This window comes from Nonomuraea sp. GTA35 (genome assembly GCF_041950525.1).
Classification (GTDB): Bacteria; Actinomycetota; Actinomycetes; order Streptosporangiales; family Streptosporangiaceae; genus Nonomuraea.
In genome coordinates this window covers 70,185-90,976 of sequence record NZ_JBGNUV010000014.1, presented here as the reverse complement: position 1 = coordinate 90,976, position 20,792 = coordinate 70,185, and the positions used below count along the sequence as shown (strand labels likewise).

The 20,792-nt window shown below is 72.5% G+C and carries 22 protein-coding genes and 1 pseudogene; 8 read left to right on the top strand and 15 right to left on the bottom strand.

Going from position 1 to position 20,792, the window contains the following annotated elements:
* Nucleotides 1-338: 338 nt before the first annotated feature.
* The 4 genes and pseudogenes from ACBJ32_RS45020 to ACBJ32_RS45005 form a co-directional block, all read right to left on the bottom strand.
* Nucleotides 339-1,385 (bottom strand): annotated as a pseudogene (locus ACBJ32_RS45020) (tetratricopeptide repeat protein); the annotation flags it as partial.
* On the bottom strand, nucleotides 1,364-2,611 hold the full coding sequence (locus tag ACBJ32_RS45015; RefSeq protein ID WP_375132051.1) for a BTAD domain-containing putative transcriptional regulator: 1,248 nt from the start codon (nucleotides 2,609-2,611) through the stop codon (nucleotides 1,364-1,366). The pseudogene ACBJ32_RS45020 and the gene ACBJ32_RS45015, both read right to left, overlap by 22 nt.
* Nucleotides 2,494-2,862, bottom strand: a complete 369-nt coding sequence (locus ACBJ32_RS45010) for a winged helix-turn-helix domain-containing protein (RefSeq protein WP_375132050.1) — start codon at nucleotides 2,860-2,862, stop codon at nucleotides 2,494-2,496. Before ACBJ32_RS45010 ends, ACBJ32_RS45015 begins: the two co-directional genes overlap by 118 nt.
* A 628-nt stretch (nucleotides 2,863-3,490) precedes the next feature.
* Entirely contained in the window at nucleotides 3,491-3,640 is a 150-nt protein-coding gene (locus tag ACBJ32_RS45005; RefSeq protein WP_375132049.1) for a hypothetical protein, read from the bottom strand.
* Nucleotides 3,641-4,063: 423 nt separating this feature from the next.
* Here ACBJ32_RS45005 and ACBJ32_RS45000 point away from each other — a divergent pair, with 423 nt between their 5' ends.
* A complete protein-coding gene (locus tag ACBJ32_RS45000) occupies nucleotides 4,064-4,399 on the top strand; it encodes a hypothetical protein (protein WP_357887591.1) in 336 nt (111 codons plus the stop codon).
* Nucleotides 4,400-4,413: 14 nt separating this feature from the next.
* On the opposite strand, the gene ACBJ32_RS44995 is transcribed toward ACBJ32_RS45000, so the two are convergent.
* A complete protein-coding gene (locus tag ACBJ32_RS44995) occupies nucleotides 4,414-5,052 on the bottom strand; it encodes an Lrp/AsnC family transcriptional regulator (RefSeq protein WP_357887593.1) in 639 nt (212 codons plus the stop codon).
* A gap of 107 nt (nucleotides 5,053-5,159) precedes the next feature.
* Here ACBJ32_RS44995 and ACBJ32_RS44990 point away from each other — a divergent pair, with 107 nt between their 5' ends.
* From ACBJ32_RS44990 to ACBJ32_RS44965, 6 genes are read left to right on the top strand one after another with little or no spacing between them, the layout of a single operon-like run.
* Nucleotides 5,160-6,737 (top strand): ABC transporter substrate-binding protein, encoded by a 1,578-nt coding sequence (locus tag ACBJ32_RS44990; protein WP_375132048.1) that lies wholly within the window; start codon nucleotides 5,160-5,162, stop codon nucleotides 6,735-6,737.
* 10 nt (nucleotides 6,738-6,747) lie between these two features.
* Complete coding sequence (locus tag ACBJ32_RS44985) at nucleotides 6,748-7,812, top strand: ABC transporter permease (protein WP_375132047.1); 1,065 nt, start codon at nucleotides 6,748-6,750, stop codon at nucleotides 7,810-7,812.
* On the top strand, nucleotides 7,809-8,699 hold the full coding sequence (locus tag ACBJ32_RS44980; RefSeq protein ID WP_357887602.1) for an ABC transporter permease: 891 nt from the start codon (nucleotides 7,809-7,811) through the stop codon (nucleotides 8,697-8,699). The genes ACBJ32_RS44985 and ACBJ32_RS44980 overlap by 4 nt, the downstream gene beginning before the upstream one ends.
* A complete protein-coding gene (locus ACBJ32_RS44975) occupies nucleotides 8,696-9,505 on the top strand; it encodes an ABC transporter ATP-binding protein (protein ID WP_357887605.1) in 810 nt (269 codons plus the stop codon). The genes ACBJ32_RS44980 and ACBJ32_RS44975 overlap by 4 nt, the downstream gene beginning before the upstream one ends.
* Nucleotides 9,502-10,413 carry an ABC transporter ATP-binding protein gene (locus ACBJ32_RS44970; RefSeq protein ID WP_375132046.1) on the top strand — a complete coding sequence of 304 codons (912 nt, stop codon included), beginning with the start codon at nucleotides 9,502-9,504 and terminating at the stop codon, nucleotides 10,411-10,413. The genes ACBJ32_RS44975 and ACBJ32_RS44970 overlap by 4 nt, the downstream gene beginning before the upstream one ends.
* Nucleotides 10,410-11,429, top strand: a complete 1,020-nt coding sequence (locus ACBJ32_RS44965) for a M24 family metallopeptidase (protein WP_375132045.1) — start codon at nucleotides 10,410-10,412, stop codon at nucleotides 11,427-11,429. The genes ACBJ32_RS44970 and ACBJ32_RS44965 overlap by 4 nt, the downstream gene beginning before the upstream one ends.
* A 9-nt stretch (nucleotides 11,430-11,438) precedes the next feature.
* Here ACBJ32_RS44965 and ACBJ32_RS44960 read toward each other — a convergent pair whose 3' ends face one another.
* Entirely contained in the window at nucleotides 11,439-12,254 is an 816-nt protein-coding gene (locus ACBJ32_RS44960) for a hypothetical protein (protein ID WP_375132044.1), read from the bottom strand.
* 273 nt (nucleotides 12,255-12,527) lie between these two features.
* The gene (locus tag ACBJ32_RS44955; RefSeq protein WP_375132043.1) at nucleotides 12,528-12,749 is read right to left on the bottom strand and encodes a hypothetical protein; all 222 of its coding nucleotides are present in this window, start codon (nucleotides 12,747-12,749) and stop codon (nucleotides 12,528-12,530) included.
* Nucleotides 12,750-13,562: 813 nt separating this feature from the next.
* Between ACBJ32_RS44955 and ACBJ32_RS44950 the strand changes: the two genes are divergently transcribed.
* Entirely contained in the window at nucleotides 13,563-14,006 is a 444-nt protein-coding gene (locus ACBJ32_RS44950; protein ID WP_357887620.1) for an ATP-binding protein, read from the top strand.
* Nucleotides 14,007-14,131: 125 nt separating this feature from the next.
* Here ACBJ32_RS44950 and ACBJ32_RS44945 read toward each other — a convergent pair whose 3' ends face one another.
* From ACBJ32_RS44945 to ACBJ32_RS44910, 8 genes are all read right to left on the bottom strand, one after another.
* Nucleotides 14,132-14,977, bottom strand: coding sequence for an NAD(P)H-binding protein (locus tag ACBJ32_RS44945; RefSeq protein ID WP_375132042.1), 846 nt, complete (start codon nucleotides 14,975-14,977; stop codon nucleotides 14,132-14,134).
* A gap of 325 nt (nucleotides 14,978-15,302) precedes the next feature.
* A complete protein-coding gene (locus ACBJ32_RS44940; protein WP_375132041.1) occupies nucleotides 15,303-15,926 on the bottom strand; it encodes a DNA-binding response regulator in 624 nt (207 codons plus the stop codon).
* Nucleotides 15,923-17,056 carry a sensor histidine kinase gene (locus ACBJ32_RS44935; protein ID WP_375132040.1) on the bottom strand — a complete coding sequence of 378 codons (1,134 nt, stop codon included), beginning with the start codon at nucleotides 17,054-17,056 and terminating at the stop codon, nucleotides 15,923-15,925. The genes ACBJ32_RS44940 and ACBJ32_RS44935 overlap by 4 nt, the downstream gene beginning before the upstream one ends.
* A 64-nt stretch (nucleotides 17,057-17,120) precedes the next feature.
* Complete coding sequence (locus tag ACBJ32_RS44930; protein WP_375132039.1) at nucleotides 17,121-17,765, bottom strand: DNA-binding response regulator; 645 nt, start codon at nucleotides 17,763-17,765, stop codon at nucleotides 17,121-17,123.
* Nucleotides 17,762-18,943 (bottom strand): sensor histidine kinase, encoded by a 1,182-nt coding sequence (locus ACBJ32_RS44925; RefSeq protein ID WP_375132038.1) that lies wholly within the window; start codon nucleotides 18,941-18,943, stop codon nucleotides 17,762-17,764. The genes ACBJ32_RS44930 and ACBJ32_RS44925 overlap by 4 nt, the downstream gene beginning before the upstream one ends.
* On the bottom strand, nucleotides 18,922-19,704 hold the full coding sequence (locus ACBJ32_RS44920; RefSeq protein WP_375132037.1) for an ABC transporter permease: 783 nt from the start codon (nucleotides 19,702-19,704) through the stop codon (nucleotides 18,922-18,924). The genes ACBJ32_RS44925 and ACBJ32_RS44920 overlap by 22 nt, the downstream gene beginning before the upstream one ends.
* Entirely contained in the window at nucleotides 19,701-20,600 is a 900-nt protein-coding gene (locus ACBJ32_RS44915) for an ABC transporter ATP-binding protein (RefSeq protein WP_375132036.1), read from the bottom strand. Before ACBJ32_RS44915 ends, ACBJ32_RS44920 begins: the two co-directional genes overlap by 4 nt.
* Nucleotides 20,597-20,791 (bottom strand): hypothetical protein, encoded by a 195-nt coding sequence (locus ACBJ32_RS44910; RefSeq protein WP_375132035.1) that lies wholly within the window; start codon nucleotides 20,789-20,791, stop codon nucleotides 20,597-20,599. The genes ACBJ32_RS44915 and ACBJ32_RS44910 overlap by 4 nt, the downstream gene beginning before the upstream one ends.
* Nucleotide 20,792 lies beyond the last annotated feature (1 nt).

Below are 20,792 nucleotides of genomic sequence, written 5' to 3'. Positions count from 1 at the left end.
GAGCAGCACGGTCGCAGGCGTACGGCGGGCGATGGGGTCAGGTGGGGCCGACGCGGGCCGCTTCCGGCGAGCCGACCTGGGCGAACAGGACGCGGGCGCGCCGCCATGCCGCCTCGGCCGCCGTCCGGTCGCCGCGGGCCCGCTGCACGTCCCCGAGCGCGCTGAGCACGCGGGCCTGCCACAGCGGCGTCAGGATGGAGCCGAAGATCCGCAGCGCCTCGGTCAGGTGGCCGTACGCCTGCTCGTGCTCCCCCCCGCCGATGGTGCAGCAGGCCGAGCGCGACCCGGATGCGGCCGTCGGTCAGCGGCTCGCGGAGCGGCCGGTTCAGGGCCAGGGCCTGGCGGAAGAGGCCGGCCGCCGCCGCGTAGGCGCCGGTCTCCAGCCGCACCAGGCCCAGCGCGTACCGGGCCTCCGCCTCCTCCCTGGGGTTGCCGAGGTCCTCGGCGATGGCCAGCATCTCCTTGAAGTCGGACTCGGCCGCGTCGAGCTCGCCTGTGCCGAGGCGGAGCTGGCCTAGCCAGTACAGCACCTCCGCGCGTACCCGCCGGTCGCCGTCGCGGCCCACCGCCAGCGCCCGTTCCAGCAGCGGCCCTGCCTGCTCGAAGCGGCCCACCTCAACCAGGAGCTGGCCCAGCGAGCGGGACAGCAGTGTCTCGGCGCCGCGGTCGCCGGAGGCGCGGTGCACCTCCAGCGCCTCCTCGTGGCGGGCGATGGCCTGGTCGTAGCGGCCCATCATGCCCTCCACATGAGCCGCGATGCCGAGCGCGTACAGGCGGCCGCGGGTCTCGCCGAGCCGCCTGAACGTCCGTACCGACTCGTCCAGGACCTTGGCGGCCTCGGCGTATTCATGCCGGTACGCGCCCAGCAGGCCGAGCCCCATGAGCATGGTCGCCGTGCCGCGGGCGTTGCCCGCACGGCGCGTGCAGGCCAGGGCGCACCACAGGACGTCCTCCCAGTCGTCGTTGTGCCCGCGGGTCAGGAACAACGGGTACGAGCCGGCTACCAGCTCCCAGCACAGCTCGTCGAGCTCCAGGTCGCAGGCCTGGCGCACGGCCCGCACGAGGTTCAGGTGCTCGGTGTCGTACCAGGCCAGGGGGTCCTCGGCGATCAGGCGGGCCGGCCCGGTCACGGCCGGGCGCCACCGCGGGGCGTCGCCGCGCAGGGTGACGTAGTCGCCGCCGGACAGCGCGAGGTGGGCGTGTTCGGCCAGGGCCAGCCAGCCGCCCAGCGCGCGCACGACGGCCGGGCGGACGTCCTCGGCGACGCTCTCCCTGGCGAACAGCCGGATGAGATCGTGCAGGTGGTAGCGGGGACGGGTGGTGCCGGACGTCTCCAGCAGCCGGGCGCGGACCAGCTCGCCGATCAGCTCACCGGCCTCTCCCATGTCGATGCCGAGCGTCGCAGGCGTGTCATCCGCCCCGTGGTGTCGGGCGGACGGTCGGTGCCGAGCAGGGCGGCGCACGTCCAGGCGGAGACGTCGGGCGCGTACAGGTGGGCCAACAGGCACAGCAGCCGCTTCGCCCGCGGGCTGAGCCGGTGGAAGCTGTAGGACAGGCTCCCGCGTACCTCCAGGTCACCATAGGACAGCTCGTCGAGGCGGCGGCTCTCGTCGGCCAGGCGGCGGGCCAGCTCGGCGATCGTGGCACGGCCGTGCACGACCAGCCTGGCCCCCATGATGCGCAGCGCGAGCGGCAGGCCGCCGCACAGCCGGACCAGCTCGCGCGCCGCCCCCGCCTCGGCCGCCACGCGCCCGGCGCCCGCGATGCGGCCCAGCAGCTCGACGGCGCGCGAGGTGTCCAGGACGCCGAGCTCGACCAGTCGGGCGCCGGGCAGGCCGGCCAGCTTGGCGCGGCTGGTCACCAGGACGGCGCAGCTCGGCGTGCCCGGGATCAGCGGCCGGACCTGCGCCTCGTCGGCCGCGTTGTCGAGGACGACGAGCAGCCGGCGGCCCGCCAGTCGCGAGCGGTACTCCTTGGCGCGTTCGTCCGCCCCGCGCGGGATCTCCGAGCCCGCCATGCCGAGCGCGCGTAGAAACCGGGCCAGCACCTCGTCAGGCCCGGCCCGGTGGGCCTGCCAGCCGCCGCGCAGGTCCGCGTAGAGCTGGCCGTCGGGGAAGGCGCCGGAGACGGCGTGCGCCACGTGCACGGCCAGCGTGGTCTTGCCGACCCCGGCCTGACCGCTGATCGCCACCACGGTCACGGCCGTGCCGTCCGGGGCGGTGCGAAGCAGCTCGCGCATCCCGGCGGCGATCTCGTCCCTGCCGGTGAGGTCGGCCACGTCCGGCGGGAGCTGGCGGGGCCGGACGGGACCAGCCGCCCGGCCCGCGGACGAGGCCGGCGGGGCGAGCGCGTCGTCGCCGGTCAGGATGGCGTGCTCCAGCCGCCTCAGCGCGGCGCCGGGCTCCAGGCCCAGCTCCTCGACCAGCGCCGTACGCGTCCGGCGGTAGGCTTCCAGCGCCTCGGCGGTGCGGCCGTCGTGGTGGAGCGCCAGCATCAGCAGGGCGCACAGCCGCTCGCGCAGCGGATGCTCGGCCACGAGGTCCGCCAGCTCTCCGGCGATCTCGTGGTGCCGGCCCAGCCGCAGCTCCAGCTCCAGGCACTCCTCCAGCACCTCCAATCGCCGGGTACGCCGCCGGTCGTCAGGGTCCTGCGCAGCCGTCCCACGCCGTTCTGGATCTGCCTTCGGGCGGTGGCGGGCGTGTCGGCCGGCCAGAACGACTCGACCAGCGTGTCCAGGCTCACCGGGTGGTTGGCCCGCAGGAGCAGCATCGCCAGCAGCTCGCGCTGGTTACGGCCGACCATGGACACCGGCCGGCCGCGCGCCGTCACCTCCAGCGAACCCAGGACCCCGAACCACGCCACGCCGTGCAAGCTCGTCCTCCCGCCGGAGAACCCGAAGGGCGATCTGGAGGAGTCAAGTGTAGTGCGGCGGACTTCACCGGGCTTGTCAGGCTGCGACAGAACTCGCGCCCCGGTTGTGGCCGGAGGGACGGGCAGGCAGCGGGGGAGCGGCGACCGGCGGCACCCCGGGGTCGGTCGCTCCCCGGGGTGAGGGAATGCGGTCCCGCCTTCAGCGGCTGGTGACCGAGGGGTGGATGCGACGCGAAGAGAACGGGGTCTCGCGCCGTCGCTTCCGGCGTCAACGGGCATGCGCCGAAGCGGGAGGCTGGTTGATCAGCCGTCCATGATCACGGCCGGGCGGTGCCGTGAGAGGAGGGGTGTCGCCGAGGGTTCGGCTCGGCGACACGAGCGATGATGTCTCCCGCATGCTGACCGCAATCGCGGTCGCTGCCCGAGGGCGATCTCGAGCAGGGCGATGGTGGCCCCGCCGGCCGCGCCACGTTCCCGAGCATCTACCTGGAGCCCGGCCGGTCCGGCTGCAACAAGCGCCTGTACGAGGCCCTGCCCTGTGTGGGGGAACTTCCCGTAAGTTCAGCGTGCTCGAACGCGGTAATCTGCCGTGTTTCGTCGTTCTGGGGGTGTGCCAGGGTCAGTGCCGCCGAGACCGCAGCCTGTCCAGGAAGCGCCGGGCCTTCTGCTGATTACGGGGGTCGCGGGCCGCGCGCTTGGCCTTCTCGATGGTCTGTCTGCCCTTGGGGCTGCGCAGGTACGCGCGTACTCGGTCCATGAGTGTGGTCATGCGACCCTCCCTACCCTTGTCGCCGTACGCGAAGCGCTGCGGCCCCTACGCGTCTCGCCGGCGGCTCGCAACGTGTCCGGCGGGGACGGGTCCGGCATACCTTGATCGGCCGATGCCGTGAGAGGCGCTTGCCACTGAACCCGGCGGTCGGTGGCGGCCGGGATGACGAAGCGGCAGGTGGCCAGGGGAGCCGGTGCTGAACGTCAAGACGATCGAACACCACCTGAGGAACGCGGTACGCCAGGCTGGAGGGCAGCTCACGGGTGGTGCCGGCCACCGGGATTCGCGCCCCGGTGGACTGAGCAGCGCCCGCGCGCCCTCCGGCGAGGGCCGGGCTGGACGGATTTCCCGGCTTTGACTGGACGCCATCACCATATGTCCAGCCGCGTGCTGACATTTCGGAAATGTATGGACCATGGAGGCGTGAATCTCAACGGTCGTACCTTCGTGATGGTGAGCTCGACGGCGAGCGCGGTGAACCCCGACAGTCCCACCCGGTTCCAGTACTGGGAGGCCGACGAGGTCGTGTGGGGCGAGTACACCGGCGACACGGTGACCCACGGGCGCTTCGTCGGCACGCGCGACGGCGACCGGGTGTCGATCGCGTACGCGCACGCGCTGAAGGCCGGCGGCAAGGCGGGCGGGCAGAGCAGCAGCCGCATCGAGACCGGCGACGACGGGCTGCTGCGCCTGGTGGAGGAGTTCAGCTTCGACGGGGACGACACGCTGCACGTGAGCGTGTGCACCGAGGTCGCCTGAGCCCCCCGGCGGGTTCAGTCGTCCTTGCGCAGGGCGGCCCGGCCCTCGGCGGCGCCGACGAAGCGCATCTTGCCGAGCGGCACGTCGCCCTGCGCCTCCTGGGCGGGCCGCCGCTGCTGCCGGGGCCGGTCCCGATCGCTCGGCAGCACGTACGGCCGCCTGAGCACCTCGTCCAGGATGAACACGGTCTCGGTCGCCTTGACCGCCGGGATGTTGGCCAGCCGGTCGGTCACCATGGTGTGCACGGCGGCCACGTCGGAGACCCGCACCTGGATCATCGCGTCGTGCTGCCCGGTGGTGATCGCGCAGTACTCCACCTCCGGCATCCTGGCCAGCTCCGCCCGGAACTGCTTCCACATCTGCTGGCGCACGGTCACGAAGATCAGCGCCGTGATGCCGAGCCCCGCCCTGACGTGGTCGATCTCCGCCGTGAACCGTTTGATCGCGCCGTCGGCGCGCAGCGCCTCGAAGCGGGTGTAGGCGTTCGCCCGGGAGATGCCCACCCGCTCGGCCAGCGCCGCGACGGAGATCCTGCCGTTCTCGCGCAGGACCTCAAGGATCTTCAGGTGGATGTCGTCCAGTTCGAGACCGATGCCGATCCGTCCAGGCTGACCGCCACCGCTGACACCATTTCTGGAAATTTCACTCATCATTACCTCATCCACCTTTATATACGTCTAGCTGACCGCACAGTCCCTGGACGATCTGCCGCACAATCCTCGACATCCTTCTGCTGAACGTCCAATTTTGGAGGACTCTCATGGCGACCCGCTCGCAGACGGCGGCCGTGCTGCTCGCCGGTGCACTCGCCCTTGCCGCCTGCGGCGGCGGCACCTCACAGACCCCCGCGGCCCCCGGTGGCGGCGGGAAGACCCTCGTCATCGACACGTCCTTCGACCTCAAGACCGCCGACCCCGGCCGCACGTACGAGCCCACGGGGCTCATCGTCGGCAAGGCGGTGTACGAGACGCTGCTCACGTTCGACGGTGCCGACGTGACCAAGCCGGTGCCGGCGCTGGCCGAGTCGTACGAGCTGTCGGAGGACGGCAAGACGCTGACCCTCAAGCTCAAGCAGGGCGCGACGTTCGCCGACGGCTCGCCGGTGACGGCCGACGACGTGGTGTTCTCGCTGACGCGCGTGCGCGACATGAAGGGCACGCCGTCGTTCCTGCTGGACGGCGTCGAGGTGACCAAGACCGACGACACGACGATCACGCTGACGTCGAAGGCGGCCAACCCGGCGCTGCCGTTCATCCTGCCGAACCCGGCGCTGGGCATCCTCAACAGCAAGGTCGCCAAGCAGAACGGCGCGACCGCCGACGCCCAGGACAAGGCCGAGCAGTACCTGAACGCGAACTCCGCCGGCTCCGGGCCGTACACCATCGAGTCGTTCAACGTGAGCAGCCAGGTCACGCTCAAGGCGAACCCGAAGTACTACGGGACCAAGCCCGCCTACGACAAGGTCGTCATCCGCAACGTCGAGGCCGCCACCCAGAAGCTGAACGTCCAGCGCGGCGACAGCCAGGTGGCGCTGAACCTGTCGGGCGACCAGGTCACCGGCATGCCCGCGACCCTGCAGGTCAAGAAGACCGCCTCGGCGAACGTCATCTTCCTGCTGGCCAACCAGGACTCCGCGATCAGCAGGACCACGCCGAACGCCAAGTTCGTCGAGGCCGTGCGCAAGGGCGTGGACTACGCGGGACTGCTGGAGCTGGCCGGTGAGGGCTCGACCCAGGCGCCGGGCGTGATCCCGTCCCAGATCCTTGGCGCGCTGCCCGCCGACCAGGGGGCCAAGCGGGACGTCGAGGGCGCCAAGGCGGCGCTGGCCGCCAGCGGGCTGTCCAACCCGACCGTGAAGCTGGAGTACCCGAGCGAGCTGACCGTGAACGGGCTGTCGTTCCAGCCGCTGGCCGAGCGTATCCAGGCCAACCTCAAGGAGGTCGGCATCACGGTGGACCTGCAGCCCGCGCCGGTCACGACGGCGCTGGACAACTACCGCAACGGCAAGGAGGAGATGGGCCTGTGGTACTGGGGCCCCGACTACCCGGACCCCAGCGACTACCTGGCCTTCCTGCCCGGTAAGACGGTGGGGCTGCGGGCCGGCTGGAAGGCCGGGGCGGCCAAGGAGATCGAGGCCGCCGGCGACAAGGCGGCCACGACGATCGGCGACGAGGCGCGCAAGACGGCCTACGCCGACGTGCAGACCCGGCTCAACGCCTCCGGGCCGTTCATCCCGCTGATCCAGCCCAGCCAGAACATCGTGACCGCGGCCTCCGTGACCGGCCTGGACTACCACCCGGTGTGGACGGTCGACGTCGCCGACCTCGGCGTGAAGTAGGGGCAGGCACGTGTCCTCCCCCAAAGCCGGGCTCAGGGAACGGCGGCGAGGGGCGCATCCGCTGGCGCGCTTCCTCGTCCGCCGCGTCCTGCTGGCCGTCCTGATGGCCTGGGGCATCACGCTGGTGACGTTCGTCCTGACGAACCTCGTCCCCGGCGACCCGGTCGCCGCCAACCTCGGGCAGCGGGCACTGGGCGATCCGGCCATCGTCGCCCAGTGGCGGGCCGAGCACGGCCTGGACAAGCCGCTCTGGCAGCAGTACCTGATCCACCTGCAGGGCCTGGTCCAGGGTGACCTGGGCACGAGCCAGCAGAGCCACCGCCCGGTCAGCCAGGACCTGGCCGAGTTCGTGCCGGCGACGCTGGAGCTGGCGGGCGCGGCGATCCTGGTCTCGCTGGTGCTGGGCGTGGCGTTCGGCGTCGTGGCCGCGCTGCGCCGCGACCGCCTCTCCGACCACGCGCTGCGGGTGCTGAGCCTGATCGGCATCTCGGTGCCGACGTTCTGGCTGGCGCTGGTCGCGTTCTACGTGTTCTTCTACCGCCTGCAGATCACCCCGGGCAGCGGCCGGGTGGACGCCGCCCTCGGCGGCGCTCCCGCCGTCACCGGGCTGCAGACGGTGGACGCCGTGCTGGCCGGCCGCTGGGACATCTTCTCCTCGGCCGTCGGCCACCTCGTCACGCCCGCGCTGGTGCTGGCGCTCTACACGATCGGCCTGCTGACCCGCTTCACCCGCTCGGCGGTGCTGGAGGTGCTCGGGCAGGACTACGTGCGCGCCGCCCGGGCCAAGGGCCTGCCCGGCCGGGTCATCCTCTTCCGGTACGTGCTGCGCTCGGCGCTGGTGCCCATCATCACCGTGGCGGGCCTGGCCTTCGGCAGCCTGCTGTCGGGCACCGTCCTGGTCGAGGCGATCTTCGCCTGGCCCGGCATCGGCCAGTACGCCTACAAGAGCGCCACCACCCTCGACCTGCCCGCCGTCATGGGCGTCGGCCTGGTGGTGGGCATCGTCTACCTCGTCATCAACCTGGTCGTGGACGTCCTGTACGGCGTCATCGACCCCCGAGTGAGGCTCCAATGAGACGGCGCGACCCCCTGACCCGCGTCAGGGAAGGCAGGGGCCTGCTGCGGCGGCTGCCCGAGGCGTGGCGGCAGCCGCTGGCCGTCGCCGGCGCCGTGCTCGCGCTGCTGTGGCTGGTCGTGGCGCTGGCAGCGCCCTGGCTCGCCCCGCACGACCCGCTCGCCCAGGAGCTGCCCCGGCTCGCGCCGCCCGGTCCCGGCCACTGGTTCGGCACCGACCAGCTCGGCCGCGACATCCTGAGCCGCGTCATGTACGGGGCTCGGGTGTCGATCCCGCTGACGCTGCTGCTGGTGGCCCTGTCGGTACTGATCGGCGGCCTGCTCGGCGCGTGCGCCGGGTACTTCGGCCGCTGGGTGGACGAGACCATCATGCGGGTGGCGGACCTGGTGTTCGCGTTCCCGACCGTGATCCTGGCCATGGTGGTGGCCGCCGCGCTGGGCGCGAGCCTGACCAACGCGGTGCTGGCCGTGCTGGTGGTGGCCTGGCCCGCCTACGCCCGCGTCACGCGCGGGCTGGTGCTGGGGGTGCGCGAGCGGGAGTTCGTGCTGAGCGGGCGGCTGCTGGGCTTCTCCGTGTGGCGCTCGCTCCGCGTGGACGTGCTGCCGAACATCACCGGCCCGGTCCTGGTGCTGGCCACGCTCGACATCGGCACCGCGCTGCTGCTGCTGTCCGGCCTGTCGTTCCTGGGCCTGGGGGCCAAGCCGCCCTCCCCCGAGTGGGGGGCGATGGTGGCCTCGGGCGTGGAGGTCTTCGACAGCTGGTGGGTGGCGACGTTCCCGGGGCTGGCCATCCTGACCGTCGTGCTGGCGTTCAACTTCCTGGGGGACACGCTGCGCGACGCCCTCGACCCCCGTACGGCCCGCGCGATCAAGGAGCGTGCCCTTTGACGCTGGACATCACCGATCTGCGGGTCTCGATCGGCGACAAGGAGATCCTGCGCGGCGTGGACCTGCGGCTGCAGGCCGGACGCGTGCACGGGCTGGCAGGGGAGAGCGGGTCGGGCAAGACGATGACCGGCCTGGCCGCGCTCGGGCTGCTGCCGCACGGCGCCCGGGTGACCGGCTCGATCCGGCTCGGCGAGCGCGAGCTGCTGACGCTGCCGCCCAAGGAGCTGAACCGGGTGCGCGGCGGCCAGATCGCCATGGTCTTCCAGGACCCGGCCACCAGCCTGCACCCGATGCTCACCATCGGCAGGCAGCTCACCGAGCACATGCGCCACCACCTCGGGCTGGGCAAGGCCGAGGCGAAGGCGCGGGCCGTGGAACTGCTGGGCAAGGTCCGCATCCCGGGGCCGGAGGAGGCGTACGGGCGCTTCCCGCACCAGTTCTCCGGCGGCATGCGGCAGCGGATCGCGATCGCCATCGCGCTGGCCTGCTCGCCGAAGGTGCTCATCGCCGACGAGCCCACGACGGCGCTGGACGTGACCGTGCAGGCCGGCGTGCTGCGGCTGCTGCGCGGCCTGTGCGACGAGCTGGGGCTCGCGGTGCTGCTGGTCACGCACGACCTGGGCGTCATGTCGGCGGTGGCCGACGAGGTGAGCGTGATGAAGGACGGCCTGGTGGTGGAGTCGGGGCCGCGCGGCCGGGTGCTGCGCGAGCCGGAGCACGCCTACACGCGCGCCCTGCTGGACTCCCTGCCCGATGCCGGGCCTGCCCCCGAACCTTCCTCTGGGCGCGATGCGGAGATGCCATGACCAGCCTGCTGACCATCGACGACCTGGTCGTCGAGCACCGCTCCCCGGGGCGTCCCGTCGTGCGGGCCGTGGCCGGGGCCAGCCTGAGCGTGCGGCCCGGAGAGGTCGTCGGGCTCGTGGGCGAGTCCGGGTGCGGCAAGTCGACGCTGGCCCGCGCGGTCTGCGGGCTGAACCCGATCACCGCGGGCTCGATCGACTTCGACGGGCAGCCGGTCACGCCGCTGGGGCTGCGCCGCCGCAAGCTCACCGGGATCCAGATGGTGTTCCAGGATCCGTACGCGTCGCTGAACCCGCGCAGGCGCGTGGGCGACCAGATCGCCGACGGTCTGCGCGCCACCCGCGACACCGCCGCCTCCCCTGCCGACCTGCTGGAACGCGTCGGCCTGCCGCGCGACTTCGCCGGGCGGCACCCGCACGAGTTCTCCGGCGGGCAGCGGCAGCGCATCGCCATCGCGCGGGCGCTGGCGGCGCGGCCGCGGCTGCTGATCGGCGACGAGCCGATCTCGGCGCTGGACGCCTCCGCGCAGGCACAGGTGGCGCGGCTGATGCGGGACCTCGCGGTCGAGTCGGGGGCCGGGCTGCTGTTCATCAGCCACGACCTGTCGGTGGTGCGGCTGATCGCGGACCGGATCGCGGTCATGTACCTCGGCAAGATCGTCGAAGTCGGCGAAACGGCGGAGGTGTGGGCGAACCCCCGGCATCCGTACACCAGGGCGCTGCTGGCGGCCATCCCGCAGCCGGACGGGCTGGGCGTGCTGCCGGCGGAGCTGCCCGGTGACGTGCCGGACCCGGCCAGCCCGCCGCCCGGATGCCGGTTCAGCCCGCGCTGCCCGCTGGTGATGGACGTGTGCCGCGACAAGGAGCCGGACTTCGGGCCGGTCGCCTGCTGGCTGCACGAGCCGAAGTGACACCGGGGCCGCCCGCCGCGCCCGACCCGGTGATCACGCCCGAGGCGGTGGTGGCGGCGCGGGTCGCGAGGGCGCGGCGGGCCATGGCGGAGGCCGGGATCGACGCGCTCGTGCTGCGGCCGTCGCCCGACTTCCGCTTCCTCGGCGGCGGGCAAGGGCCGTTCCTCGTCGTGACGCAGGAGACGATGGCCGAGACCGGGGACCCGGCCGCGCTGGTGCCGCGGGGGGCGCGCCGGGTCGGGGTGGACCCGGAGATGCGGGTGCGCGAGCTGTTCGGGCTGGCGATCGAGGCCGAACTGGTCCCCGCCACCCCCGTGCTCGCGCCGCTCCGCCTGCGCAAGGAGCCGTACGAGATCGAGGCTCTGCGGCGCGCCGTGGCGGCGGCGGAAGGCGTGCTGGAGCGGGTACGGGAGCTGGCCTGGTTCGGGGAGACCGAGCGGGCGATGGCCGCGCGGCTGCGCACGCTGCTGCTGGAGTCCGGGTGCGAGGAGCCGCTGTCGCTTCGGGTGGCGGCCGGCGAGCACACGGCGCGGCCCGCGCACACGCCCGCGCAACGCGTGATCAACCCCGGGGACGCGCTGGGCGTGTCGGTGTGCGGGCGCTGGGACGGCTACTGCGCGGAGGCCGCCCGGGTCTTCGTGGTGGCCGAGCCGCCGGAGGACTTCGAGGCGATGTACTCGGTGGTGCTCGCCGCCCACCGGGCGGGCCTGGCGGCGCTGCGGCCCGGCGTCCCGGCCGGCGAGGTCGCCCGCGCGGTGGCCGAGGTGATCGACGGCAGCGGGTACGGGCGGTTCGCGGCGCCGCACGCCGGCCGGGGCGTCGGCCTCGGGCCCGACGAGGGGCCGTTGCCGGGCGAGGACACGGTCCTGGAGCCGGGGATGACGTTCTGCCTGGAGCCGGCCATCCATGTGCAGGACCTGTTCGGGGCCAGGGTGGCGGACGTGGTGCTCTGCGCGGAGGACGGCGCGCTGCCGCTCGGCACGACCCCGCACACGCTGCACGTCCTCGACCGGTAGCGCAGGAGATCAGCACACGGGTGCATGGTCGCCGGCCGGATGGCAGGTCGGCGTCGGGCGCTGTCCGGCCGGCTCGGTGGGCTGCGGCTCCGGTACCGCGCCGAGGGGACTCGGGCCCTGCCCGGGGGACGGCGGATCGGTGTGAGGGGAGTCGGAAGCGCCGCTCGTGACCGTTGGCACAGGAGCAGGGGTGGGCTCGCCGGCCGGCGTCGGCATCGTGGTGACGGCCGCGGTCACGGTCTGCGCCGGAGTGAGCGTCGGAGTGAGGGCCGGGGTGGCCGCCGGGCTGGGGGACAGGCTCGTCGACGGGGTGGCCGGCGTCCGGATCGGGCGAGCGGGGACGTCGGGCACGGAGCCCTCGTCCTTGTCGGCTGCCGGCTTGGTTCGCGCGGTCTTGCGTGCGGGCTCGCCGGTGAGCTGATCGGCCACGGTCCGGTCGGCCACGGTCTGGTACGTCAGGATGCCGCCCATGCTGATGGCGAACACCAGCCCGGTGGCGGTGGCCACCCTGGCCCACGGCAGCTTCCTGCGCGGCACCTCCTCCATCGCTGCGACCAGGGTGGACGATCCGCCGCCCCCCGCCTTCGCGGCGGCGTGCCCGCGCTGGGCATTCACCGTGTGCTGCTTGACCTTCTCACCGGTGCGTTCGAGGTAGTGCGCGTACACGGCGGTGCCCACCGTGGTGCCGACGCTGACCAGCGCCGCGCCGATCACGGTGCCGGCCACCCCCAGATAGGAGGCGGCGACCGCGGCGGTCGCCGCAGCCAGCGCGCTGCCCGCGATCTGCGGTCCGGTCAACTCGAACTTCCGCTGCACGTCGCCCATCGCGGCGCAGTCCCCTTCTTGATCATTATTCGGTGAGAAAAGCCTTGCCTGGACGCAGCCGGACAACGGACCACAACGGCGCCGGCCATCACGGGCACGAGCTTCGGCGGCGGGAGAGCGCTCTGGCTCGACGATCGCCGCCCCCGCGCGTGATCTCGGCCCCCCGAGTGCCGGCACGCCTGATGGGCGCCGGCGCTCGCTCGCCCGGCGTGACCGGACGAACCGGCCGCCCTCGCCACCGGCCACCCGCGCGTGGCGAGGGCCGCCTCCGCCCTACCGGCTGTGCGACCACCAGCGTCGCTCGACGGCGTCCCACGCGAGGAGCCAGCGCTGCCGCGCCTCCGTGGCCAGATCGCGCATGCCGGCGACGGCGCCATGCGGATGACGGCGCAGGAACGAGCGCAGCTCCGCGCCCGCGAGGCACAGCAGAGCCAGCAGGAGAGTGATTTCCAGGGCCGAGACGGCCGCGATTCCGAGGACGATTGCCGTGATCACTGGGACGACTCCAGCCGCCCATTAGGCGGCGTTATTGATGGGTTCAGCGGGCATCGAGGGGTTGGTAGGGATGAGTCTAGGTTCGTCACCGCCGCTCACCCGGCCGGCCCACCGCCGAATGGGCAGATCTTTGCCCTCCCGCGCACCACCTTTGGCGGCGGGCGGGTTTGCCGTGATGACCTGCGTGCTCGCTCCACTCGCCCTCGGCCCCGCCCGGCGGCGACGCGAAGAGCACTGATCTTGTGGATGAAGGCGATCTCTGCCCGGCTCGCACCACACCGCACGGCCGGACACTTGTCCGTACGGACCCCGGACGTGCGCCGGGGCGGGAGGCACCAGCTGCATGACACGCGCCACGGGAACGGACCCGGAAGCGGCCACCCAGCGATGAGATCGACACCATCCTAACGGAGCCCCAGGTGAGCGGCCTACCGGCCCCATGCCCGGCGTCGGTGGCTTCTGCGATCTCAGGGGGTGGCGCGCAGCCCCGCATGCACCCGGGGGATGAGGGCCGTTTCCCTCCTCTGCGTGGGGGCAGGGGCTGTGGCTAGCCAGGCTGCTGTTCTGAATCTCAAGCGGTCGTCGCTGCCTCGCTGCCGCGCTGATCGCGCCAATGAAGGGACCATGATGTCCAAGGCGCCGTCGGTCGTCTTGCTGGCCATGCCCGAGCCTGCGTACGTTGTCCCGTCACCCGGAAGGCCGCCCGCCGTCGAGGTGCCGCCGCCGGGAACGGGCATGCGGCGCATCAGAGTGGTGGCTCCTGCGGCCGGCAGGCGCCCGCTCCTCATGACCGGCGACCAGGCGGTATGAGCGGTGAGCAGGATCCACGGGCCGCCGCCGGAATGCCGGGACCCGCTGCTGACCTGGACACTGGACGCCGCCGATCCCGATGGCTGGGCTGCCGGCGATCCGAGCGCGTTGCGCCAAGGCGTGAGCGCTCACGCCGCCCGGCAGGGACTGTCGCAGGCCAGGTGCGAGGACCTCGAACTGGCCGTGCACGAAGGCGTGGCCAACGTCTTCGACCACGGCGGCGGGTCCGGGCGGGTGCGGCTGTGGCGGGCCCAGGGCCTGTTGTGCTGCGAGATCAGCGATCACGGACCCGGGATCCCGGCCCGCTGCCGGCAGGCGTCGATGCCTGCCCGCGACCGCGATGACGGCCGCGGGCTGTGGCTGATGGCCCGGCTCAGCGACTCGCTCACGGTGGCCACGGGCCCGGCAGGCACTACCGTGATCATCGTTGTCCGTCTGCCCGACTGATCCCCCTGTATCCCCGGAGCTCGAGGGTTTCGCGGTTGGCCGGGTGACACCGGCGGGGGGACATGCGGGTATCAGAAGCGGCCGTGGGGAGCGCGGAGTTCCTCGCCCACCCTGCCGGCGCGGCATCACCGGAAGTCGTCGGCATGGTCGCGGGCCCACTGCGCGAAGGTACGCCCGCGGCGGCCGGTCACCTTCTCCACGTCCGGCGAGACGGGCACCTCGGCGTCGTTCAGGTAGTCGCCCAGTTGCAGGAACCACTCGATCACCTCGGGCGGGTAGGCGTCCCGCCATTCCTCGCGAGCCTGTTCCGGGGTCAGCTCGATGAAACGGACCTCCCGCCCGATCGCCTCCCCGATGAGACGCACCGCATCCGCCCGCCGTACGGGCTCGGGCCCGGTGGGCCAGTAGGTGCGACCGGCATGGCCGTCCTCCAGCAGCGCAGCCGTCAGGACCGCGGCGATGTCCGCCTCGTGCACCATGGCGTTGGTCCAGCCGCCGAACGGCGCCCGGACCACGCTCCCGGCCTTGATGGAGGGCGCCCAGTCCAGGGTGTTGGCCATGAACTCGCCCGGGAACACGTGGGTCCATTCCAGGCCGGAGCCCTCGATGAAGCGGTGCAGCGCCCGGTGGTCGGCCTCCATCGGGTCGTCGTCGGAGGCGCTGGGATCGTTGTGGCCGAGATGGGTGAGCCGCCGCACCCCTGCGCGCTCGGCCAGCTCGATGATCTCCCCGCCGGTCGTGAGCGGCCCCTGGCCCTCGACGGCCACCAGGTGCATGCGCTCGACCCCGCGCAAGGCGGCGACGAGGCTCGCGGGGTCGCCGAAGTCCCCGCGTACGAGCTCGACCTCCGGCGGCAGCGCTGCCTTCTCCGGGGAGCGGGTCAGCGCCCGCACTTGCCGGCCCGCCTCCAGGAGGTGCCGGACGAGGCTGCGCCCGACCGTCCCCGTCGCTCCCGTGACCAGAATCGGCATTGTTGCTCCCTTGTGATTCTTCGCGCGCCAACGTAAACCCTGCTCGGAGAATTGGTGTGGAGCGGCCTATTCTTGCTATTCGACTCGCATTCTGGCAAACGCGAACACGACGTTCATATTCTTCTTTGACCTGCGGAGACGTGGCGGCCTGCGGGTGGCGTGCGATGTGATCTGGAATGCCGGCAGAGCCTCTGGCCTGGGCTTACCTCGCGTGGAGAGAATTTCGGGAAATTTCCATGGAATCGGCCGAAGCGGCCGGGGTGTTCGTGCTCATGTCGAACTCTGGGCCTTCTGCCCTAGTGCCGCCCCGTCGGCACCGGGCGAGTCAGGAATGGCGCGGACCTTCGATCCAGCCTGACTCGACGGCGATACGGACGGCGTCGGTCCTGTTGCGGGCGCCGGTCTTGGTGATGACGCTGGAGATGTAGTTGCGGACCGTCGCCGTCGACAGATGCAGCCGGGCGGCGATCTCGCCGGTGCCGGCGCCCGAGCCGACCAGCCCCAGCACGGCCGCCTCGCGGTCGGTGAGCGGGGTGGTGGTGGCGCTCATCGCGGCCAGGGCCAGGGAGGAGTCGATCACCCGCTCGCCCTGGGCGACCCGGCGGATGCTCTCGGCCAGGCGTTCCGTGGGGGCTTCCTTGAGCAGGAAACCGCCGGCCCCCGCCTCCATCGCGCGCCTCAGCAGGCCGGTGCTGGCCAGGCCGGTGAGGATGAGCACGCCGCAGGCCGGCATGGCGAGCTTGAGACGGCGGGTGGCCTCGACGCCGTCGATGCCCGGCATCTCGATGTCGATGACGGCCACGTCCGGGCCGCAGGCGAGGGCGCGCGGGACGACCTTGTCGCCGCGATCGGCCTCGGCCACGACCTCGATGTCGCCCGTGAGGTTCAGCAGGGCCGTCAGCGCGCCCCTCACGACGCCATGGTCCTCAGCCAGCAGGACGCGGATCAACGGTGCTCACCTTCCCGATCGTGTACGGCGGGCAGCGACACCCGCACCTCGAACCCGTCTTCGCCCACGGCCCCCGCCTCCAGGGTCCCGCCCAGCTTCTCCACCCGCCGGCGCAGCCCGGCCAGTCCCGAGCCGGGCGGCCGGGCGGCCGGCTCGCCGCGGACCCCGTCGTTGCGTACCAGCAGGCGGACCCGGCCGTTCACCCGGTTCAGCTCGATCAGGCAGTGGCGGGCGTCGCTGTGCCTGACGATGTTGGTGGCCGCCTCGCGTACCATCCAGCCGAGCGCGTCGCCGGTCTCCTCGTCGATCTCCTTGAAGCCCAGGCGCAGGTCACAGCTCGCGCCGGTGAGCTCGATCAGGGAGGCGGCGGACGTCAGCTCCGCGCCCAGGTTGAGCGCGCACGTGGCCTCCACCACGTCGCCGATCTCCGCGCGCGCGTCGCTGGCGAGGACGATCGTCTCCGCCAGCTCGGCGGCGGCGCGCTCGCGGTCCACGTCGAACAGGGCCCGGGTCAGCTCGGTCTTCAGGGCGATCGACGTCAGCGTCTGGCCGAGCAGGTCGTGCAGCTGGCCCGCCAGGCGCAGCCGGTCCTGGTCCAAGGCCATCTCGGCCAGCGCGACCCGCAATTCGCGCAGCTCCCGTACGAACCTCGCGTAGTGCACGATGCCGGCGGCGACCACCGCGGCGACGAGCACCCCGGCGCTGCTGTACGTGGCGGGCACTTCGACCGAGGCGCCCTCCATGCGCGTCAGCGGGTACTCGGCGACGGCCACGACCAGGAGCACGCCGACGCCGTAGCGGAAGGGCAGCAGGAGCAGCCCGGCGGTGGCGACGATGAGCGGCGTGTAGATCCACACCGAGCCCTGGAACGGGATCGCCCCGTAGACGACGACGGCGAACAGCAGGAAGATGCGTGCCCGGTGGGGCCCTTGGCTCGTTCCCGCGATGTGCCGGGCGACGATCCTGGCGTACACGACGAGCAGCCCGCCGAGCAGGACGAGCGCCAGCAGGGCGCGCAGCGGGTCACCGGTGAGCAGGAAGGCGAGCGGGGTCAGGCCCCACAGCGCCCCGGTGACCGCGACGACGGCCGTGGTCAGCCACCTGACCTGCGCTTCACTGTTCTGGACCACAGGAGTGCTCCCGCTTGTCCCGATGGATGCATCATGCTGATCGTGACGCCTTCCCGGCCTGTGATCAATGGCCGGCGGTCACCGGCCCCTCGTTCAGCCAGCCGTTGGCGCGGGCGACGCGCACGGCGTCGTCGTCGTTGCGGGCGCCCGTCTTCAGCCGGGCGGCGGCGAGGTAGTTCTTGATCGTGTGGACCGACAGGCCCAGGGAGCCGAGCAGGTCGCTGCCGCGCCTGCCGGCGGCGACGGCCGACAGCACGGCGATCTCCCGCGCCGTCAGCGGGTTGGTGTTGAGCTCCTGCTCGCCGCCACCGCCGTCCGCGGCCAGGTCGAAGTCGATGTACCGCTCGCCCCTGGCCACCACCCGGATGGCGTCGGTGAGCCGGTGGGCGGGGGCGTCCTTGACCAGGAAGCCGCGCACCCCGGCGGCCATGGCCCGGTCGAAGTTGCCGGGGGTGCCGACGCTGGTGAGGATCAGCACGGGCGGCGGCTGCTCCAACTCCTTGATCAGGCCCGCCGCCTCCAGGCCGTCGATGCCCGGCAGCCCGATGTCCAGCAGGGCCACGTCCGGCTTGGAGCCGACGACGGCGGGCACGATCTCGTCGCCCCTGGACACCTCGCCGATCACGCGGATGTCCCTCTCCTCCGACAGCAGGGCGATCAGCGCGCCTCTGATGAGGTCGTGGTCCTCCGCGATCAGAACTTTGATCATCTCCGGTCTCCTGTAGCAGCAGAGGTCGTCAGGGCGGGCGCCAGGGGGCGGCGACCGGGAACGTTCAGCGACAGCGTGAACCAGCCGTCCTCGGTGTGGCGGCCGCAGCTTCCCGCCACCTGCGCGAGGCGTTCGTCGAGCCCGGCCAGGCCGCTTCCACCCACGGCGGGGTCGGCCTGCGGGCCGGGAGCGCGTACGCCGTCGTTGGCGACGGTCACCGTGATGCGGTCGCCGTCGGGCTCGACGCCCAGCAGGCAGACCGTGGCGTCGCTGTGGCGCAGCAGGTTGGTGGCCGCCTCGCGGACCGCCCAGGCCAGCGCCACCCGGACCTCCGGCGGCAGCGAGGGAGGCAGCTCGGCGAAGTCGCACCGCACGCCGGCGGTCTCCAGCACCCGGCGAACCCCGCCCAGCTCGCTCTCCAGCGACATCTCGCGGTAGCCCTTGACCACCGCCCGCACGTCGTGCAGCGAGCGCCGCGCGATGTCGTGGATCTCCTTCAGCTCCCGGCGCAGCCGCCCGATCTCCTCGGGCGGGATCCGGGTGCCCAGCTCGGTCCGCATGGCGATGACCGAGAGGTTGTGGCCCAGCACGTCGTGCAGCTCGCGGGCGAACCTGAGCCGCTCCTCGGTGATGGCGAGCTTGGCGGCCTCCTCGCGCGTGCGCTGCAGCTCGGCGAGCAGGGTCGCGAAGATGGTCAGGCCCGCGAGCGCGCCCGCCGTGAGCAGGTTCTGCAGCGAGCCGAACAGCACCCAGCTCAGATCCTGCGACGTGGGCAGGACGAGGCAGGCGGCCAGCGAGGCGAAGAAGCCCGCCGCCGCCCACCGGCCCCGCAGCGTGACGGCGAAGGCGAGCGGCAGCATGAACCCGACGCTCAGCCAGGTGGGTCCGGCGGCGAACGGTATGGCCACGGCCAGCGCGCACATCCCGCCCAGCACCACAAGGTCCCACCGGGACCCCATGTCCAGCACCGCGCGCACCGCCAGCCACAGGTAGCAGCCGGTGAGGCCGATGAGCAGGACGACCGCCGCCGTGGCCCGCACGGCGGGGTGGACGCCCAGAGCCTCCGCGAGCGGTACGGCGGCGAAGGCCGCCATGCCGACGAGGAAGACCCCGGCCGTGACGCGGGCCAGCCGTACGGTGCCCGGCCCGACGCCCCTCAACCTCTGCGAGGCTCCCACCTGAACCACCTCTTCGCGGCGAGCAGGGACAGCGCGAGCCAGGCGCCCAGGACGAGCCACCCCGGCCACACGACCAGGAAGCCCTCCACCACCCCCACCTCGGACCCCGTGACGTCACGCCCGAGATAGGCCGTCCTGATCCCCTCCGCCATCCGCTCGAACGGCAGGAAGGACGAGATCGTCCGCAACCATTCGGGGAAGGCCGCGACAGGGTAGGCGAATCCGGACAGGGCAAGGGAGAGCAGCAGGAACGGCAGGCTCACCACGACCGTGGAGCCCTGCGCGGGAACCCTGCCGCTCACCGCGACCGCCATCGCGGCGCACACCGCGAGCCCGAGCAGCACCATGACCAGCAGCAGGGCGGGATTGGCCGGCAGCGCGACGCCGTGCACGACCCTGGCCAGGCCGACGATCAGCACGAGCTGCAGCAGCCCGACCGACAGCACGGTGAGGATCTCCCCGCCGAAGATGGCCAGGTCGGGCAGCTCCGTCCCGCGCAGCCGCTTGAGTATCAGCAGTTGCCGCCGCATGACGAAGGACTCCACCACCGTCATGAAGCCCAGGGTGGTGATGCCCATCACGATCACGCCGGTCATGACGGCGACGTCGATCGGGGCGCCGTCCCGGGTGCCGCCCGGCAGCATCAGCGGCATCAGCCCGCCGAACAGGACGGGAAAGAACAGGGCGATGCCGATCGAGATCGGTGTGCGCCAGAACAGCGTCTGGGTCAGCCGGAAGTGCGCCAGCGTGTACGCGGTCACGTCCGGACCTCCTGGGCGATGTCGAGGAAGACCTCTTCGAGCGTCGCCTGGCGGACGTCCAGGCCGGTCACCCGCACGCCGCGCGCCTGCGCCCACCCGAGCACGGCGTGCGCCACCGACTCGGGCTCGGCGGTGACGATCACGCACCGCCGCCCGGTCGCGGTGAGCACGTCCCGCTCGCCCACCGGCAGCCCCTCGGGGGTGGCGCCGGCGGGCAGCTCGAAGGCGACCCGTCCCGAACCCCGGCCCAGCACCTCCGACATCGTGCCCTGGGTGACGATCCTGCCCCGGTCCATGATGGCCACCCGGCCGGCCAGCTCCTGGGCTTCCTCCAGGTAGTGGGTGGTGAGCAGCACCGTCATCCCGCCGGCCGCGAGGCCCCTGACCAGGTCCCGGACCCGCCGGCGGGCCTCGGGGTCGAGCCCCGTGGTCGGCTCGTCGAGGAACAGCAGGTCGGGACGGCCCAGGGTGGCCAGCGCGATGTCCAGTTTGCGCCGCTCGCCGCCGGACATGCGCTTGACCCGCGTACCGGCCTGGCCGGACAGCCCCACCAGCTCCAGCGCCTCGGCCACCGGCATCGCGCCGGAGGTGAACCTGCTCCATGCGGTCACCGTCTCGGCCGCCGACAGGTCGCCGAACAGGCCGGACTCCTGCAGCACCAGGCCGATGCGGGAACGCGGCGCGCTCGCCGGGTCCTGACCGAACACCCGCACCGTGCCCGAGGTGGCCCGCAGGTAGCCTTCCAGGATCTCGATCGTGGTGGTCTTGCCGGCCCCGTTCGTGCCGAGGAGCGCGAACACCTCGCCCGCGCGGACGTCGAAGGTGATGCCGTCCACGGCGGCGCAGGGCCCGTAGCGTTTGCGCAGCTCCGAGACCTCGATCACCGGCTCGTTCATCGCGTCTCCGTGAGAGGGTCTCCCGCGCCGGCACCGACCTCGCACAAGGTGCTGCGGCAACTGCCGATGCGGCTGATCGAGGGGACCGTTCCGGCCGTGGGGCCGGCGGTCGCCTCCGGCCAGGCCGCCGCGACGAGCCTGGCGAACTTCCTGCGGTCCTCGTCACCGAGGACGTAGACACTGTCGGCCATC

What these genes read in the sequence shown, in the direction of transcription:
- ACBJ32_RS44945 (WP_375132042.1), bottom strand. Translation starts at nt 14,977, where the DNA reads ATGCCGATTCTGGTCACGGGAGCGACGGGGACGGTCGGGCGCAGCCTC.
- ACBJ32_RS44910 (WP_375132035.1), bottom strand. Translation starts at nt 20,791, where the DNA reads ATGGCCGACAGTGTCTACGTCCTCGGTGACGAGGACCGCAGGAAGTTC.
- ACBJ32_RS44980 (WP_357887602.1), top strand. Translation starts at nt 7,809, where the DNA reads ATGAGACGGCGCGACCCCCTGACCCGCGTCAGGGAAGGCAGGGGCCTG.
- ACBJ32_RS44960 (WP_375132044.1), bottom strand. Translation starts at nt 12,254, where the DNA reads ATGGGCGACGTGCAGCGGAAGTTCGAGTTGACCGGACCGCAGATCGCG.
- ACBJ32_RS44915 (WP_375132036.1), bottom strand. Translation starts at nt 20,600, where the DNA reads ATGAACGAGCCGGTGATCGAGGTCTCGGAGCTGCGCAAACGCTACGGG.
- ACBJ32_RS44990 (WP_375132048.1), top strand. Translation starts at nt 5,160, where the DNA reads ATGGCGACCCGCTCGCAGACGGCGGCCGTGCTGCTCGCCGGTGCACTC.
- ACBJ32_RS44995 (WP_357887593.1), bottom strand. Translation starts at nt 5,052, where the DNA reads ATGATGAGTGAAATTTCCAGAAATGGTGTCAGCGGTGGCGGTCAGCCT.
- ACBJ32_RS44970 (WP_375132046.1), top strand. Translation starts at nt 9,502, where the DNA reads ATGACCAGCCTGCTGACCATCGACGACCTGGTCGTCGAGCACCGCTCC.
- ACBJ32_RS44930 (WP_375132039.1), bottom strand. Translation starts at nt 17,765, where the DNA reads ATGATCAAAGTTCTGATCGCGGAGGACCACGACCTCATCAGAGGCGCG.
- ACBJ32_RS45005 (WP_375132049.1), bottom strand. Translation starts at nt 3,640, where the DNA reads ATGACCACACTCATGGACCGAGTACGCGCGTACCTGCGCAGCCCCAAG.